At 69.2% G+C, this 17803-nt stretch carries 11 protein-coding genes; 3 read left to right on the forward strand and 8 right to left on the reverse strand.

From position 1 onward, the window contains the following. Window positions 1-30 precede the first annotated feature (30 nt). Together U9983_RS07140 and tyrS are read right to left on the reverse strand one after the other, a co-directional pair. Complete coding sequence (locus U9983_RS07140; RefSeq protein WP_322753263.1) at window positions 31-2769, reverse strand: bifunctional serine/threonine-protein kinase/ABC transporter substrate-binding protein; 2739 nt, start codon at window positions 2767-2769, stop codon at window positions 31-33. A 214-nt stretch (window positions 2770-2983) separates the two neighbouring features. After that, a complete protein-coding gene (gene tyrS / locus U9983_RS07145) occupies window positions 2984-4381 on the reverse strand; it encodes a tyrosine--tRNA ligase (RefSeq protein ID WP_322753264.1) in 1398 nt (465 codons plus the stop codon). A gap of 152 nt (window positions 4382-4533) precedes the next feature. Between tyrS and U9983_RS07150 the strand changes: the two genes are divergently transcribed. Further along, window positions 4534-5967 (forward strand): ATP-binding protein, encoded by a 1434-nt coding sequence (locus U9983_RS07150; protein ID WP_322753265.1) that lies wholly within the window; start codon window positions 4534-4536, stop codon window positions 5965-5967. Window positions 5968-6102: 135 nt separating this feature from the next. Continuing rightward, on the forward strand, window positions 6103-8457 hold the full coding sequence (locus tag U9983_RS07155) for a HelD family protein (protein WP_322753266.1): 2355 nt from the start codon (window positions 6103-6105) through the stop codon (window positions 8455-8457). 29 nt (window positions 8458-8486) lie between these two features. On the opposite strand, the gene U9983_RS07160 is transcribed toward U9983_RS07155, so the two are convergent. Then, window positions 8487-8828: a hypothetical protein gene (locus U9983_RS07160; protein WP_322753267.1), complete on the reverse strand. Its 342-nt coding sequence runs from the start codon at window positions 8826-8828 to the stop codon at window positions 8487-8489. Window positions 8829-9669: 841 nt separating this feature from the next. Between U9983_RS07160 and U9983_RS07165 the strand changes: the two genes are divergently transcribed. Next, window positions 9670-12594, forward strand: a complete 2925-nt coding sequence (locus U9983_RS07165) for a winged helix-turn-helix domain-containing protein (protein ID WP_322753268.1) — start codon at window positions 9670-9672, stop codon at window positions 12592-12594. Here the strand turns inward: U9983_RS07165 and U9983_RS07170 are convergent, their stop codons facing one another. Genes U9983_RS07170 through U9983_RS07190 form a run of 5 tightly spaced genes read right to left on the reverse strand, consistent with a single transcriptional unit; the run spans window position 12595 to window position 17803 of the window. Then, the gene (locus tag U9983_RS07170; protein WP_322753269.1) at window positions 12595-13140 is read right to left on the reverse strand and encodes a phage tail protein; all 546 of its coding nucleotides are present in this window, start codon (window positions 13138-13140) and stop codon (window positions 12595-12597) included. 9 nt (window positions 13141-13149) lie between these two features. Next, window positions 13150-15147 carry a putative baseplate assembly protein gene (locus tag U9983_RS07175; protein ID WP_322753270.1) on the reverse strand — a complete coding sequence of 666 codons (1998 nt, stop codon included), beginning with the start codon at window positions 15145-15147 and terminating at the stop codon, window positions 13150-13152. Window positions 15148-15154: 7 nt separating this feature from the next. Further along, a complete protein-coding gene (locus U9983_RS07180; protein ID WP_322749281.1) occupies window positions 15155-15598 on the reverse strand; it encodes a GPW/gp25 family protein in 444 nt (147 codons plus the stop codon). Next, window positions 15595-15987, reverse strand: a complete 393-nt coding sequence (locus tag U9983_RS07185; RefSeq protein ID WP_322753271.1) for a PAAR domain-containing protein — start codon at window positions 15985-15987, stop codon at window positions 15595-15597. Before U9983_RS07185 ends, U9983_RS07180 begins: the two co-directional genes overlap by 4 nt. Window positions 15988-16045: 58 nt before the next feature. Then, window positions 16046-17803: a VgrG-related protein gene (locus U9983_RS07190; RefSeq protein ID WP_322753272.1), complete on the reverse strand. Its 1758-nt coding sequence runs from the start codon at window positions 17801-17803 to the stop codon at window positions 16046-16048.

Below are 17803 nucleotides of genomic sequence, written 5' to 3' on the forward strand. Positions count from 1 at the left end.
GCGAACCGGCTTCGCCCTCGTGTCTCGCCCTCAGTGCTGCGCGGGTCGGACCGCGCCCAACGGTTTGAGGGGGTTGCCGAGGCAGTCGGTCGTCCTCGGATCCTGGCCGCTGATGACGTACTTGCACGGGTATCCGTCGATGGCTTCCACGTCCTGTTTCGGCGTGGCCGCCGGGCCGGGAGCGGCCGGCAGGTCCGTCGGGGCAAGAGCGATGCGGATGACCGCCAGCCGTTTGGACACCGCGACCTGGGAGGTGCCGAAGTCGACGCATCCGGTCGCTCCCGGCCACGCCCCGGCCGTCGGGCTGGCTGTGTCAGTGCACCGCTCTTCGCCCGGGAAAGGCCCTCGAAGCAGCCCCCCGATATCCGCCGTCGTGGCATCACGCCGCTTCTTGACGATGTCGACGAACAGCTTTACCGCGTCGTAGGCCAGACCGATCCGCTCGTCCGGCCACAACGTGTCGGGCACGGTCATCCCGGTTGCCTTGTACATGTCGGCCAGATTGGAGCAGAATTCCCGCAGGGATTCGGTCGTGAACGGTCCGGCGCCGTCCGTCAGGTTTCCCTGGAAACAGGGCTTGCCGGCGAGCAGCACGGAAGCACCCTTGGAGACGAACCGGAACACGGCCGCGCTGGGATGGCCCGCAGCCTGGACCACATACCGCGACACCGAGTCATCGGCGAGGACCAGGGGGGCACCGCTCAGGCAGGGAAGCATGCTGTCCACAAATGCGGGGAAGTCATTGTACCGGCCGGCGTAGAAGATCAGATCGTCCGGGCGCTGCGCCGCGCACTGCGCGCGGTACCAGTCCGCTGTGTTCCCTCCAGGTGCCCAGCCATGCGGGTCGTAGGTGAGCCCGGTGGGGGGGTTCGCCCGAGCCCCCTGGCGGACCTCGTCCTGAATGTCGCGTACCAGGGTGGAGATGTAGAGGTCGTCCACCGCCGGCGGCCCCTGGCCGGTGGGATCACTAGACGATTGCGGATAGTACAGACTGATCCGCTTCTTCGCGTTCTTCCGTGCGTAGCTGGCGACCAGCAGCGCCTCCCGGCGGTTGTCCGGCACCATCTGGAAGTACAGCGGCGAGTGGTCGGCCATGCCATCCCCGGACAGGGTCGTGGCGACCACGGACACCCCGGCGTTCCCCAGCGTGGTGATGGCCAGGCTGGTCTGCTGGGTGCTGCGGTCCATGCCGATGACGCCGAGCACGTTCTGCTCGGGCCGGGAGGCCAGCGGCACGAGATGCTCCCGGGCCACCTGGTCCGCGTCCGCCATCGCGTTGCCGCCGTTGGCGATCAGGACACGCAGTGCCACCCGGGACGGGTTCTCCGACGTGCTCGCGCAACCGTTCGAGGAGCCTTTCACCTGGTTCAGTGCCCGCTGCCAGGTCAGCAGCCCTTCAAGTTCCGCGACCTGCGCGGCTGTCCAGTCACCGTCGGTCTCCCCGGTGAGGCCGGCGAAATAGACCAGCGTAACAAGCCGGTACGGGAACTCCGCCCGTGAACGGTCGTGGAGTTCCGCCGCGCACCGGTTCTGATCGTAGATTTTTTCTTGCACGGTGCGCAGGTCAACAGCGTGTGGCGACGTTCCCCCGCTGTTGAACCGGTAGCTGCCGTCACTGTAGCCGACACACTGGCCATCGATCCAGGACAGCGAGACCGAGCCATCCACCTGCGAATGGCAATCAGGGGGTGCGCTGTCCGTCAGCACCGCCGGGTGCACCGAACCGGACCGGGTTGCGTGAACGACCCCCACGACCACCAGCACGGCCACCACCACGAGCGCGAGCGGACCAAGCACCCGCCGGCCCGCCCACGCTTTCCAGGGTGACGAACCCGGGTGGCTCGTCGGTGGTGGGCCGGTCGGTGGTGGGCCGGTCGGTGCGGGCGACATCCGGGTGCGCTGCGACGGGCGGTCGGCGGCGGCGGCGCGGATCTCGTCGTCAAGGCGCAGCACGATCCCGGAGCGGGCGGTCCAGTCCGGGCCGTAGACGCTGGCGGCGGCGCGGGCCAGGTCGAGGGCGAAAGCGTGCGCCGAGGGCTGGCGGGCTGCCGGGTCCTTGGCGAGCGCCTGCGTCACCACCATCGCCACCGGCGTGGGAACCCCCACCAGCGGTGGCGGGTCGGTGTCGAGATGACGCTGAGCCAGCACATGTAACGGCAGCTTCGGGTCGAACGGCGGCGCCCCGCTCAGCAACTGGTAGAGCACGATCCCGAGGGGGTACAGATCGGTGGCCGGGCTGAGTCGGCCGCCCATGATCTGCTCGGGGGCCATGTAGACCGGGGTGCCCACGATGGCGCTGGCGGTGGCCGCCGATCCATCGATGATCTTCGCGATACCGAAGTCGGTGACCTTGAGCAGACCAGCGCTGTCGAACAGCATGTTGTCGGGTTTGATGTCACGGTGCAGCACTCCCCGGCCATGCGCGTAGCCCAGTGCCGCGGCCACCGCCAGCCCCACCGCGCAGGCATCCGCCGGGGACATGCCCGCCTGGCGGCCGGTCAGGGTCCCACCGGCTAACAACTCCATGACGATCAGACGCAGGTCGTCGGTTTCGACGTAGTCGTAGACCCGAACCACATGCGGATGATCCATGAGGGCGAGCAGCCGTGCCTCGTCGGCGAGACGGGCAACCGCCCGGTCACGCCCCGCGGCCAGAATCTTGATGGCAACATCGCGGTGCAGGGCACGGTGCCGGCCCGCCAGCACCAGCCCGGACGCGCCCGTGCCGAGGGTGGCGCCCAGGTCGTAACCAGGAAGTGCCGCCGCCACCCACTCTTCATTAATAATCATGATGTCGGGGCAGCCGCGCGCCAATATCGAGCATGCCCCGTCGCGAACCCACCCATTACCCCCGCCACGGTCCGCGATTCTAGCCGCGTCTGCCATGGGCTGGTTACACGCCACCACCAGCCGATCGAACCAGCCGATCGGCTACCGCACCCGGGGCACCACCCGCCAGCCGATCAGGACGTCGTGCTGCCGGTCAGGACGTGGTGACGATCCGGGCGAGCTTGCGGCCGACCTTGAGGTAGTACTCCCCGGTCTGACCGTGGAGCTTGTCGGTGACCACTGCCGCAAGGAGCTCGCGGGCCTCATCGGCGGTGAGCGGGATCTGGTCCTGGACGCCGTCGGATTCGACCACGAGCCGCAGGCCGTTCTGCTCGGCGACCCGACGGACGTCACCGTTGCTCTTGGCGAAACCGAGCGCCCTGACCGCATCGGTGACCGACTGACCCAGATCCATGATGACGGGCAGGTCCTCGACCTCGCCGAAGGCACGCCTGGAGAAGCGGGCGACGAACTCCTCGCGTGCCTTCATGGCCGCGTCGACGCCGTGGACGGCCGCGGTGACCTCCCCGGCGAGAATCTTCTTCAGGTCCATCGGATGCAGGGACCCGGCCGCCAGCTGTTCGCCGACGATGGCCAGTTCGGCGTTGCGCCACTCGCTCAGTGCCTGGAAGTACGGCTCCACCAGCCGGTCCGCCACCGACATGATCTTACCGAAGATCTCACCGGCGGGAGCGGTCAGGGGCACGTAGTTGCCCTTTGACTTGGACATCTTCGCCCCGGTGCCATCGGTGCCCTCGATCAGCGAGGTGGCGACCACCACCTCCGGTACCTGCCCGCAGATGTGCATGACGTGCCGGCACATCTGCATGTTGAGGAACTGGTCGATGCCGCCGACCTCCAGGTCGCTGTTGATCTCCACCGAGTCCAGCGCCATGACCACGGAGTACAGCAGCTCGGCCAGTGACAACCCATGGCCGGCCTCCAGCCGCTTGCGGAAGTCCTCGCGCTGTAGCGGCATCGAGACCGGGATCTGGGCGGTGATTCTGATCAGTTCGGGCAGCGTGACCGCACGCAGCCAGTCGCCGTTGTGGCGGAACTGGGCGTGTTCGAAGTCGAAGAAGGGGCTGACCTGGTCACGGTAGGTGACGAGATTGCCGGCGATATCCTCGTCGGTCAGCTCGGGGCGCTCATCCGAGCGGCCGGACGGATCACCGATCTTGGCGGTCACGTCGCCGACGATGAAGACCACCTGATGGCCCATGCGCTGGAACCGGCTCAGGATGAGCATCGGTACCGCGTGCCCCAGGTGGACGTCGCGGCCGGTCGGGTCGATGCCGAACTTGGCGATGAACGGCCGGTCCTTCTTCCCGGCTTCGACGATGCGCTCGGCCAGGGCTGCGACCGAGGGCTGTAGCTCCTGGGAGCGCTCGGCGACCAGCGCGGCCTGCTCGGCCGGGGCGAGATCCGACAGGTCCAGACCGCGGCGCTGCGTGGTCAGTTCCAGCAGCTCGCGCACGGTGGCGTCGGTCGCGAGGTCCGCACCGGTCAGCAGGGCGGTAACGCGGTCAACGGACTGGCTCAATCGGGTCATCAGAACTCTCCGGGGCGTGGGTGGCACCGTCATCCTATGGAGAACCCGAGGTCGCCTCCGAACGCCGGTGTCGCCCTGGTCGACGTAAACTCCGGTCCAGGTAAGATGCGATCAACGTAAGACGAGATCTATGTTTGGCGGGGAGTACGGCGGTGAGCTTCAGCGGCAGGATGTCCGACATCGACCTCCTGCGTGGGCAGCTACGGCAGGTGAGCACCGGCCAGGGCGGCACCCGCGGACGCGCACTGATCATGACTGGACGACGTCGGGTGGGAAAATCCCGGCTGGCGCAGGAGTTCTGCGACCGTTCGGGCGCGCCGTACGTGATCTTCCAGGCGACCCGAGGTCGCAATCCGGCCGCGGAACGGGCCGATTTCAGTGAGACGCTGGCCCAGTCCACCCTGCCCGGAGCGGAACTCGCCGCAGGCATGGGCACGGCGGACTGGAACCACGCCCTACGCGCCCTCGCGATCGCCGTTCCCGATACCACGCCCAGCATCGCGGTGATCGACGAGGTGCCGTGGCTGGTCGAGCAGGACCGCGAGTTCGAGGGTGCACTGCAGACGGTGTGGGACCGCCAGCTGTCCGCAAAGCCCGTGCTGCTCGTCCTCGTGGGAAGTGACATGTCCGTCATGGAGGCGCTGGGACACTATGGCCGTCCGTTCTTCGGCCGGGCACCGAAAATGACCGTCCGGCCACTGCATCTGGCCGACGTCGGGTCCATCACCGGATTGTCGGCCGACGAGGCAGTGGATGCTTTGTTGATCACTGGCGGCTTTCCGGAGGTCGTCGCGGCGTGGCAGGTCGGGATGAGCCGGGAGGACTACCTCCGCGAGGCACTCACCAACCCGCTGTCCCCGCTGCTCATGGCTGGTGAGCTCACAATGCTCGGCGAGTTTCCAGAAGCCTCCCAGTCCCGCGCCGTACTGGCGGCCGTCGGCAGCGGAGAACGTGGTTTCACCGCCATCGCCACGGCGGCCGGTGGAGCAAACCCCCTGGCGTCGGGCACGCTTTCCCCCATCCTGACCACGCTGTTGGACAAACAGGTTGTCGCGGCTGACAGCCCACTTTCCACCCGGCCTGACACGAAGAACAAGCGTTACCGGGTCGCGGACTCCTACCTTCGGTTCTGGTTGGCTTTTCTGGCCCGTGGCATTCCGCTGGTGGAGCGGGGCCGCGGTGACATTGTGCTGGGACGCATCGAACGCTCGTGGACCACCTGGCGCGGCCGAGCTGTCGAACCTGTCGTCCGAGAAGCCCTTCTTCGCCTGTTGCCGGACGAGGACCGGCCCGACACCGAGGCGATCGGCGGCTGGTGGAACCGTCAGAACAACCCCGAGATCGATATCGTCGGCGCCGACCGCGAACCCGTCGCCGGGAAAGTCCACTTTCTGGGTTCCATCAAGTGGCTGGAGAACCAGCCCTTCGGACGGCGTGACTACGACAGCCTCGTACGTGACATGCTCGCCGTCCCCGGCGCCGAACCCGGGACACCGCTGATAGCGGTCTCCCGCCGCGGCATAGCCGACAACGTCCCACTCGCGGCTCATTGGGGGCCAGACGATCTGGTCCGCGCCTGGCAATGATATCGAACCCATCACACCGGGCCTTCCTGCGGATGGGATATACTTGATGCCATCTCGATGATGCGACGGCGGTATACCGGCAAGGGGTTTTGATTGTCCAACGATGACATGCGGCACGAGCAGGATTACATTTCTATGCTGTACGGACGACTGGACGACATCCGGGAAGAAACCTCGAACCAGCTCGCTCGGGCGTGGCGGCAGGCCGGCGGCAATCATCAGGCGCGCGGTGAACGGGACGCGGCGAGCCTCATGTACGCCCGGCGGATCGCCCAGGTGGACGCCGCGGCAAACGGGCTGTGTTTCGGCCGGATCGACCTCCATGACGCCGAATGCCACTACATCGGCCGGATGGGCATTCTGGATGAGACCACCGACTACACACCGGTGCTGATTGACTGGCGTGCACCGGTGGCACGACCGTTCTACCTCGCCACGGCCGTCTCGCCGCAGGGGGTGCGCCGGCGCCGGCACATCCGAACCCGCCGGCGCACGGTGGTCGGCCTCACCGACGACGTGTTCGATCTCAACGCGGTCGGTGACGCGGAGGTGGTGGGTGCCACGGGGTCGGCCGGCGACACCGTGCACCAGGGGCTGACCGGCGAAGCCGCGCTACTGGCCGCGCTCGGCGCCGAACGGACCGGGCGCATGCGCGACATCGTCGAGACCATCCAGGGCGAACAGGACCGGATCATCCGTTCCGATCATCGGGGTGTCCTGGTCGTCCAGGGTGGACCGGGCACCGGCAAGTCCGCGGTGGCCCTGCACCGCGCCGCGTATCTGCTTTACACCTACCGGGAGCGGCTGTCCAAGCAGGTCGTGTTGATCGTCGGCCCGAACCCGACCTTCATGCGGTACATCGGGCAGGTGCTGCCCTCGCTCGGTGAGACCGGGGTCCTGCTGTCGACCATCGGCGACCTCTACCCCGGCATCAGCGCCAGCCGAACGGAGGCGCCCGAGATCGCCGAGGTCAAAGGACGGCTGATGATGGCGGAGATACTGGCCGCGGCCGTGCGGGATCGACAGCGGGTGCCCGACGACGTCATCGAGATCGTCGTCGACCATCACCCGCTGCGGCTGGACCGCCAGACGTGCCTGCGGGCGCGCGAGCGGGCCCGCCGCAGCGGCCTGCTGCACAACGCCGCCCGCCCGATCTTCGCCCGGCTGGTCGTCGACGCCTTCGCCCGGCAACTCGCCGACATCCTCGGACTCGACGTCCATGACGGCACCAACCTGTTCGACGAGGCCGAGGTCGACGACATCCGCAAGGAACTACGCGGCAACCTTGATGTAGCGGCCGTCGTCGAGAAACTGTGGCCGACGCTGACGCCACAACGGCTGCTGCGCGACCTGTTCTCGATACCGGAGCTGCTCGCTCGCGCGGCCCCGGGGCTGACCGACGCCGAACGCAACCTGCTGGCGCGTGACGACGGCACTGACCCTGCTGCCGATCGTGACGACGGCACGTCAGACGGTTGGTCGGTCGCGGACATTGCGCTTCTCGACGAAACGGCCGAACTGCTGGGCGAGGACGACCGGGCCAGCCGAGCACTCGCCGAACAGCAGCGGCGGGCGGAACGCGCCTACGCCCAGGGTGTCCTTGACATCCTGTCCCGTGACCTCGAGGACGACGCCGAACCCGACACGCTGACCGCCTACGACCTGCTCGACGCCGCCCAGTTGGCGGCGCGGCACGCGGAGGTCGACGGGCGCCTGGCCGCCGAGCGGGCGGCTGCGGACCGGACCTGGGTGTTCGGGCACGTCATCGTCGACGAGGCCCAGGAACTGTCCGAGATGGCATGGCGGATGCTGATGCGACGCTGCCCCAGCCGGTCGATGACGGTCGTCGGCGACGTCGCCCAGACCGGCGAGCTGGCCGGGACGTCGTCCTGGGAGCACATGCTCACGCCGTACGTCGCCGGTTGGTGGCGCCTGGAGCAACTGACTGTCAACTATCGAACTCCGATTGAGATCATGGCCGTCGCTGCGGACGTGCTGGCGGACATCGACCCGTCCCTCGAACCACCCCGCTCGGTCCGGGAGTCGGGCATCGCACCGTGGCGGCTGCAGGTCAGCGCCGACGGGCTCGCCGACGGGCTGACACAGATCGTCGCGCAGGAGGCGGGCGAACTCGGCGGCGGCCGGCTGGCCGTGATCGTCCCGGTCGCCCGCCTCGACGAGCTGGGCCCGGCCGTGCGGATCGCCGTGCCGGACGCGGCTGTCGCCACCGATGCGGTCCAGACGAATCCGGACCTGGAGAACCCGGTCGTGGTATTGACGGTGCGGCAGGCAAAGGGGCTGGAATTCGACGTCGTGCTCGTCGCGGACCCGGACATGATCCTGGCCGAGTCGCCGCGTGGGCACAGTGACCTCTACGTCGCCCTGACCCGCACCACCCGACGCCTCGGCGTCATCCACATCGGTGCACCACCGCCCGCTCTCAACCGCCTGACTCCCCGCACCCCACCGGCCCCGCCCGTTGCGCACTGACTCCGTTGCGCACTGAAGCCGCGTCGTCGCTACCCGCTCCGAGTGGGCTGTGACGTCCCGGTCTCAGAATTCTGGACGGAGCGGACCACCCGCCCGACCTGGTCGCCGACCCAGCCACGCGAGCTCGTGCCCCATGGCCAGACGAACCCCAGCACAAGGCCGGTGGTGACAGCGACGACAGCCAGACGCACGCCCAGCACCCGGGCGCCCAGGCCGCGGCTGTACTGGACTCGCCCTGCGCCGTTCGCGGTGCGGATCCGGCGTTCGAATTCACGGCGTTCACCGAACCCGGACGCCAGCAGGCGCCAGCTGGCAACACGCTCAGTGGTGTGGTCCGGGTCCGGTTGCGCTGCGGGCCGAGCACCTGGCAAGGTCAACCCGCACCGGCAGAACCGCCGATCCGGCGGATTTCGGACGCCGCATGCACAGATCAGACTGTCTCGTGCAGGTGCCGACCCCGAAGATGATGCCGACCCAGACAGGGGCGTCGCCCTGGCGGGCGTCGCGGCGGACTGACCGCCAGCCGATTCTCCCGGCCCGGGCAACAGCGACCGTTCATCGGGACGCACCGGACGCAACGCTTCGCGGCGAGTACCGCCGTCGCGGCCAGCACCGCCGTCCCGGCCGTCCATGCCGCCCGCTCCCGGCGTCCGGTCATCTGTGGCGGGCGCCAACGGGACCGCGCGGAGTCGATCGGGACGGTTGTCGGGCCGGATTCGGACCCTCATCCCCGAGTCCGGGCGCGCTGAGGCCGGTGGTGTCACGGCCGGTGGTATCACGGCCGGCTGCGGCTGCGGCTGCGCGTCGTCGTCGTCGTCCGGTTCCGGGATCGGGACCGCCTCGGGAGCGGGGACCGCCGTCTCCGGGGAGGCGTTCCGCCTGTCGCCGGCGCGCCGCTCCGACCTGGACCACAGGAACCGGCCGCAACCACCGCAGGAGTCCGCGTCATCGCCGTTGGCGTGGTGGCAGCGCGGGCACTCCTTCATCGCTCACTTCCCGTTCGGGACGCTCCGACCGATCCGACGCCTGGTGTTATACCAGAACAATCCACCGGTGGGTTATCCACGTCAAACATGCGTCGCGGCGGACCGTGTTCCGGCGTTGCCTAGCACCGCCGCACCAGCATGACCGTATGATGATGCGGGCGATCTTTCAAAGAAAGATCTGTCAACGGGTGATCTGTCAACGTCACGTCAAGCGGAATGCGGAGTAATGGGGGACGCAGACTTCCACCCGGTCGTGCCCGCGCGGGTACGCCGACCGCCGTTGCGCGGTATCCGCCGACCGCGTCTGACCGACATGCTGGGCGACGCCGCAAGCTACCGGTTGGCGCTGGTCGTCGCGCCGGCCGGCGCGGGCAAGACGACACTTCTCACGGATGTCGCGCAGAGACATGACGGTCCGCTCGCCTGGTTGACACTGGACACCCGGCTCGACGAGGTCACGCCCTTCCTGGCTCATCTGCGCACGGCCGTCGGCGACACCGTGCGGGCCGACTTCAGCGAATGGGCCACGATGGAGCGGGCCCTGGCTGAGCTGGAGGCCCGACTCAACGACCCGCTCCTGCTTGTTCTCGACGACCTGCATACCATCAACGGGAATACCGTCGAAAACTGTCTTCAATTACTCCTCGACTACCTCCCGAGGAATCTGGTTCTGCTCATCGCGTCCCGGGTGCGGCCGGCACTGGCCTTGGACAGGCTCCGCCTCGCCGGCCAGGTACGCGAGGTCGATGCGGATGAGCTGCGGTTTCGCACGTGGGAGGTCGAGGAACTGTTCCACGACTGCCACGGCGTCCGGTTACGGCCTGAGGAGGTCGCGGCGCTGGCCCGCAGCACCGGGGGTTGGGCCGCCGGGCTCCAGCTGTTTCATCTCGCGACGCAGGGAAGGCCTGCCTCGGAACGGGCGAAGCTGTTGGCCGGGCTCGGCGGGACCCGACTGACCAGGGAATACCTGACAACGCACGTGCTCAACGCGGTCAGCGCGGACGACCGCGCCTTCCTCGTGCAGACCAGCGCCTTCGATCGGCTCACCGGACAGCGCTGCGACGTCCTGCTCGAACGGACCGACAGCGCCAACCGCCTCGCCGACCTGGAGCGGCGCGGGCTGTTCACCTTCGTCGAAGGGGACGGCCGCACCTACCGTTACCACGAGGTACTGCGGGTCCATCTCCTGGAGCGGCTCGTGATCGACCATGGTGAAGCCGCGGCGCGCGCTGTCCACCGCAAGGCGGCGCAGCTGTGTGAAGCCGACGGCGCGCTCGGTGATGCGGTGCGTGCCTTCTGCCGCAGCGCCGACTGGGACCAGGTGCACCGTCTGGTCGGTCAGCAGGGCCGTTCCCTCGTCGACGAACCCACCGGATGGGCCGACCTGCTGCCCCCCTCGATCCGCGACTCCGACCCCTGGGTACTACTCGCGCTCGCCCGTCGTCTGGTCGCCGAAGGATCCCTGGACGCCGCGCTGGACACCTACCGGGAAGCGGGCCGGAGGTTCGGCGTCCAGCCACCGGTGCAGGTCGGACGCGAAGCGAGCGCCCTGCACGAGTGGCTCAATCCCGCTCCTCACCGCGCGGCATCATGGTTGCACATCATGCGCGCCGCGTTCGACGATCCGGCCGCTCACATCCACGGTCCGGCGGACACCCCGCAGCTGCGTCTCGCCCGGGCTGTCGCAGCCCTCGTCGCCGGGGACATCGCCACCGCGAGGCATCGCTTCGAGCACCTCGTCCAGGCGGGCGACACCTCGTTGATGATCGAGGCGGCCGCCCTGCTGGGCCGGGCGATCTGTGCGGTGTTCGGCAACGAACCCGACGCACGCATGACCGCGAACGATGCGCTGTGGGCCGCGGAGGCGGTGGACTCACCGCAGCTGTTCCGCCTCTGCGCCGGGGTGGCTGCGATGTCCGTCGACGCGGCCCCGCATGTGGAGCATCTGCGCGAAAGCTGCCGCCGCAGCAACGACCGGTGGGGCGCGGCGCTGCTGACCCTGCTCGCTGGCCTCACCGGACTCGCGGAGCCCAACGCCCGACAGGCCGCACACACGCTGCTGGTCGCAGCCGAACGCGAATGCGCCAACCTGGATGCCCCGGCACTGGTCGTCTGGGCGAAAGCCGGTCTCCTGGTGGCGCTCCGGTCCTGCGGCCAACCCGTCGACAGCTCCCAGGCCCGGACGGTCCTGCGCGCGGCCACGGCGGTCGGCCCGCTGCCCCACGCACTGGCCCTCATCGGGTCGGCCGATCCGCACGCGGTCGCGGTCACGCTCGCCACGAATGCCGGGGCAGGAGCGTGGCTGCGGCTCCTGATGGCCGACCCCGATGCGTCCGATGGCGTGACAGGGCCGGCCGTGACAGGGCCGGCCGCGACAGGGCACCCGCCGGTGCCGCGCCTTGTCGTTCGCTGTCTCGGCGGTCTCGCGCTCGAGCTCGACGGTCGGCCGGTGGACCTCAGCGCGGTTCAGCCACGCAACCTGGAGCTGCTCGGTCTACTCGCGGTGAACGCCAACCGTCTCCTGCCGCGCGACCGGCTGATGGAAGCGATCTGGCCCGACGCCGGACCGGCACAGGCCGGACACAGCCTTCAAGTGGCGATAAGCGCGATCAGGCGGTTACTGGAACCCGACACGCCCCGGAGTCAACGCGGTCTGCTGCGCCGGGTCGCCAGCAGCTACCGTCTGGTCCTGCACGACGACGGCGACCTCGACATCCACCGGGTCAGGCTGGGACTGCGGCGGGCGGCATCGGTCCGGCGGGGCCGGGATGACGGTCCCGGACCCGCAACCGAGTACCAGCACCTGATCGACGCCGTCGACCTCTACACCGGCGACCTGCTACCCGAGTACGACCTGCCCGATCTGGTCGTCGAGGAGCGCACGCTGCTGCGGGATGCGGTCGCCGCTGCCTGCGAACGCGCCGCGGAGATCGCCTCTGGTGACCGACGCCATGCTGACGCCGTGCGCCTGGCCGAACGCGGCCTGGAGATCGACCGTCACCGGGACGGACTGTGGCATCTGCTCATGGCGGCGCTGCGCGGGGATGGGCACCACGCCGCCGCGACCAGCGCGCAGACGCGCTATGCGGCGGTCCTCACCGATCTCGGCATCGTCCAACCAGGCATCGTCCAACCAACTCACCGCGCGTGATCAGGAACGTAGATGCTCCACCCGGTGCGGCACGTGCGCCGGCTTCGCGGACGCAACCGCCGCGCCGACGGCGGCCAGGTCGGTGCCCGGCGGTACCCGCACCACCAGGAGTGGCTCCGGGCGCCCGGGCAGCGCGCCGTGCGGCCGTGGGGAAAAGCTGACCCCACCGTTGTCGAACACCTCCGCCTCCACGCCGGCGGCTGCCCGCACCGCGGCGACGATCCCGCGCAGAGTGCCACGCCACCGTCGTGCCTCGGCCGCGGCGGCGACGACCGTTCGTGACCATTCGGGCGACCAGCCGCCGTCGATGCCGACGGCCAGCCAGCCGGCGAGCCACGGCAGAAAGTCCACGGGCGTCAACGCCGGATCGAGATAGGCGTCGAAGTTGTCCAAGGTCGCCAGGATGGGCGCGAGCACGTCGTCGAAGGCGGCCAGCATGCCGTCGATGACGCCGGGTTCCAGCAGCACATCGGGCTTGCGCAGCACCTCGGGAAGCCCGCCGCGCAGCGGAAAGGGAGTTCCCAGTCCCTCGATGGCTCCGCGCATCGCCGGCCCTCAGTCCCGCATCATCATGTCGACCTGGTGTTCAAAGCTGAAGACCAGACTGGTCGGCGGCAGATCGATCCGCTCGACCGGGTCCAGCCGCGCGCCGGTCAGCGGGTTGCGCTGGAACAACACCACCTCGTCGACAAACCCCAGCTCGGGCACCGCGCGCAGGACCCCGAAAATGTCACCGACGTGCACCGAACGTCCGAACGGCCAGCCGGTGCCGGCGGGACCGCCGGTGATCGGATGCAGGTACCGGTACAGCGCACGCAGCGCGGCCCGTTCGGCGGCGTCGGGTGTCACCAGGTGCGCCGGGGCGACCCGGGCGACGACGGAGGTCCCCACGTAGGTCGGCGGCTCCACGCTGACCCGGGCGCCGACGACGCGGCGGTCGTCCAGATAGCTCCTGATCGCCGCGCCCGTCCGCTCGGGTACGACGAGCTGTGTGAGTGCGAGCCGCCCGTCAGCGTCCGACGGTGCCCGCGGGACGAGCAGCACCCGCACCGCGCCGCCGTCCCGGCCGCTGGTCTCCACGACGCACCGGACCCGGGCGATCTCGGGTGCCGCCTCCCGGGCGAGTACCTCGAAATCCGCTGCCGTCACAGCACGGTCGCGGGAGCGCAGGACCAGCGGGCCGCGGGTCCGTGCCTCGTCCACGCTCTCGCCGTCGACGCCGCCGGTGGCGGGTCGGCGGTTGTAGACGGCGGAGACATAGGGAATCGACGACCGCAGCATCACCAGCGCCCGCGCGGTGACGTTGCCCTGGCGACCGCCACCTGTCCGGAACGGCCGGACGCGGATCACCGCATCCTTGGGGGGCACGGCCCCGTACTGGCGCACGGTGGCGTCGGCAAGGCGCACCATGGGTCCGAAGCGGACCTCCCCACTGGTCGCATCCAGGGTGAAGTGCCGGTCGGTCGGACCGCTGTCGGCGAACGACGCCACCCGCTGCCACGTCTGCCAACCGGTCGCGCTGGTCGTGTCGTCCCGACGGGGGTCACCGGCACTGACCTCGATCACGACCGGTTCGGACGTGGTGAGCACCGGCGCATGCGGAAGCCGGAACGACTGGCCGGCGACCCCCTCCGAACGACCCAGCACCTGGCCGGCGACAAGCGCGCCCTGGACGGCGTCGACGTCGCCGCCGACCGTTGCGCCGGTGACCGACACGATGCGGGGTGACTCACGGTAGGGCTTCACTCCCCTGCGCAGATCGTCATCTGACAGCTCCACCACCCGGCAGCGCACCCATGCCGAGGATCGACCGCCGACGCTGCGCACGGAATGGGTGCGCGGCAGGTGCAGCTCCACGACCCCGGTTGTGTTCAGACCGTTGGTGGTGTCCTGCTCGACCTCGCACGGGCACCACGCATCGCCGTCCCACGCCTCCCAGGCCAGCGGTGGTCGCCGCGGATCGATTCCGTGGCCGGCGACCTCACAGGTGAAACGCAGCAGCACGATGGTGGCCGGAGCCGTCCGGTCGAATCCGAGGTAGAGGGCGTCACCCGGTTTGGGACGCGGGTCGAAGCACGCAAAGCCATTGCCACGACCGAGCATGGACGTATGATCACGCAAGGAGTCGGGTTCCACCATGGACGCGACCACGACCGACCTCGCCGGCACGATCGCCAGATCATCGACCGTGGTGAAGTCGACCGCCGGCTCGGCCGCGGTACGCCGGGTGGAGACCACCGTCCCGCGTGCTATGCCCACGGACGACTCCTGCTGTGCGGCAAGGCGGAACGACACCTCGGCGCGCGCCGCGACCGGTGGGAACAGCCCGACGCCCAGCAGTTCGAGAAACTTCACGTAGTTCCGATCCGGTACCCGGTTGAGCCGGTAGAGCAGCAGGTCGGTCATCCACGCGAATGTCTCGATCAGGGTCACACCGGGATCGCTGACGTTGTGGTTCGTCCAGTCCGGGCAGCGGTCCCGGATGAACCGTTTGGCGTCGTCGACGAGCTGTTGAAACGTTCGGTCGTCGAGGTTCGGGGCAGGCAGACTCACCGTGGACTCACTCCTGGTCGGGGATCACATAGAACGGGACGACCAGGTTGCGCCGGTCGTAGCGACCCCGCAGGCGGTAGCTGATGTCGATCCACAGCGTCGAGGAAGCCTGGTCGGGTGTGACATCGACATCCTGGACGTCCACCCGCGGCTCCCAGCGACGCAGCGCGGTGAGGACCTCATAGGCGAGCAACCCGGCGGTGGTCGCGTCCGCCGGGGCGAAGGTGTAGTCGGCGAGCCGGCAGCCGAACTCGGGCCGCATCGGCCGCTCGCCCGGCGTCGTCCCCAGGATCAGGTACATCGCCTGCTCGATCTCGGTGACGCCGGTGGTCATCGCGAAGCTGCCGGTGACATCGACGCGTACCGGCCAGCTCCATCCGACGCCGAGGAAGTCGGTGGGCGCCACACCCGCTCGCTCGGCACCGCTCCCGCTCATGCTCATGCCGCTCATGGCCCGACCAGCACGCGAACACCCGACCCGATGACGTTCGCCGGCAGTTGGCCACACTGGGTCACCGAACAGCCCGTGTAGGCCATCGGCTGCCCCTGGGCCAGTACCGTCGTGCTGCCCACGATCACCTGGCCGCGCTGCATCGTGGGCACCATGAACGGGTCGCTGGCATGCAGACCGACGTGCGGCGGGGTGTTGGTCCCGGCACAGCCCACCACCGCGACCGGCTGCCCGCCGACGAGAACACGGGTCGCGAGACCCTCGGTCAGCGGCGCGGCGAACGGCAGCGGTGCAGGCGAGGGCATCGGAGCGCCGGACGGGCTCGGAACCTGGTGAATCGCACAGAAACCGATGACCTGGTCACCGGCGATGACGGCCGCGGCTCCCACCTGCGGTCTCCCTTCCATCCGATCAATCTGCGAGCAGTTCCCACCCGGACAGTTCCGGTCAGTTAAGTTTGATCACAGCACCCTGCACGGTCACATCCGCACTGCTACGCAGCGTCAGGCCCGCATCCGCGGAGATCGAGCCCTTGCCGCGCGCGGAGATGTCCAGATCGCCGTCGGCGGACACACTCAGCTTTCCCTTGGCCCGAACGGTCACATCCGCCTCGGTCTCCACCGTCAGGCCACCCCCGTCGTGGTCGAGCAGAATCCGGACCCGGCCGCCGCTGGTCGCAATCTCGATCCGCTCGGCGCCGTCGACGTCGCTCACGACGATCTCGTGACCCTTGCGGCTGCGCAGCCCCCGGCGGACCACCTGGCCGGCCGCGCCGTCGACGCCGCCGTCGAACGGCGGCGCGTCCACCCCGTTGTACAGGCCACCGATGACGAACGGGCGGCGCGGGTCACCCTGCTCGAAGATGACGAGAACCTCGTCGTCGACCTCCGGCAGCACCAGCAACCCACGATCGGGACCGGCGCCGGGCATCGCCACCCGCGCCCAGTCGGACTCATAATCCCCGGACAGCCACGGCAACTTCACCCGCACCCGGCCCCGGTGCTCGGGATCGGTGATGTTCGTGACGACGGCGGGCACGGCACCGGCGATGCCCGGACGGCGTGGCCGCGGCGCCGAGGTGAGCCCCAGCAGCGAACGGTCGTGTGATCCGCTCGCGGTGAACCGGGTCCGGTAACCCGATCTCCCGAACACGTGCTCGGCATGGGAGAGGGTGAACCTGCCGTCGAGGCGACCGCCGGTCTGGCCGACACTCACCGCCACCCCGGCCAGCAGCCGTGGGTCGCCGTGCGCGACTCCCTCGGCAGCCAGGCTGGTGCTCGCGATCCGTTCCGCCGCGGCCTGCGCCGCCGCGTCGCATTCCGCCTGGGTCGCCAGAGGCAGCGACACGGTGACGTGCCGGGCCGCCGTACCACCGGAACCACCAGCGCCGAAACCGCCGGCGCCGGACCCGTCCGAGGCGAGGTCGCCCGGCGCGTCGCGGACCTGCGCCGCGCGGGTGCACGCCGGTGCCGTGGCCACCAGTTCCCGCTTGTTGCGGTCGTCCCAGCCGCGAACCTCCACCTCGGCGACCTGCTGGGCTGCCGTGACCCGAGCGGAGAACACCTCCAGGTTGCCACCCGGCGTCAGCGCGAGCCTGTCCTGGCTGTCATAATTGCCCGGCTGCGGCCCGTCGGCCGCGTCGGTCGGCCGGACGAAATCCAGCCTGCCCGCGCGGATGAGCAGCTGGCGGTCGATCTCGCGGGCACGCCGGCCAAGGAACTCCCAGTGGGTCTCGTTCACCTGACCTACATGATCGTGTACGACGGACGTCGCCTGGATCGTCCCGGTCGCGATCCCCACCTCGGTGGCTATCCGTCGGACCAGATCGGAATCGGTGACATTGGCGTAGGTTGCCGTGTGCACACCGTTGAACAACGCGTACGAGCTGTCATAGCCGACCGCGGTGGCGGTGGCGCCCCGCTCGTCATACTCGAAGCCGAGGCTGTAGATCGTGCCCTCGAACAGGGTCTGCTCCGCGGTATCACCAGGACGGACCGCAGCGACCCGCAGTGCCGCCCGGAATTCGAAACCGGCCCGGGTGAGCATCTCCCGCCCCGGGTCGTCGAGAACGAGCCGACAGGAGTCCGGCGCGGCCAGATCACTGTTCACCACCACAGTACGGACACACTCGGCGACCTCAAGGGGTACCCGGCGACCATCGAGGTAGAGGGCGGGCAGTGCCCCGTAGGTGTTCTCGGGTGGCAC

The sequence above is a fragment of the Protofrankia sp. Cas3 genome, from assembly GCF_963555955.1.
Lineage (GTDB): Bacteria > Actinomycetota > Actinomycetes > Frankiales > Frankiaceae > Protofrankia.

Coding starts and splice junctions, on each gene's coding strand:
- U9983_RS07180 (WP_322749281.1), bottom strand. CDS start 15,598: ATGAGCGGCATGAGCATGAGCGGGAGCGGTGCCGAGCGAGCGGGTGTG.
- U9983_RS07170 (WP_322753269.1), bottom strand. CDS start 13,140: ATGCGCGGAGCCATCGAGGGACTGGGAACTCCCTTTCCGCTGCGCGGC.
- tyrS (WP_322753264.1), bottom strand. CDS start 4,381: ATGACCCGATTGAGCCAGTCCGTTGACCGCGTTACCGCCCTGCTGACC.
- U9983_RS07165 (WP_322753268.1), top strand. CDS start 9,670: ATGGGGGACGCAGACTTCCACCCGGTCGTGCCCGCGCGGGTACGCCGA.
- U9983_RS07155 (WP_322753266.1), top strand. CDS start 6,103: ATGCTGTACGGACGACTGGACGACATCCGGGAAGAAACCTCGAACCAG.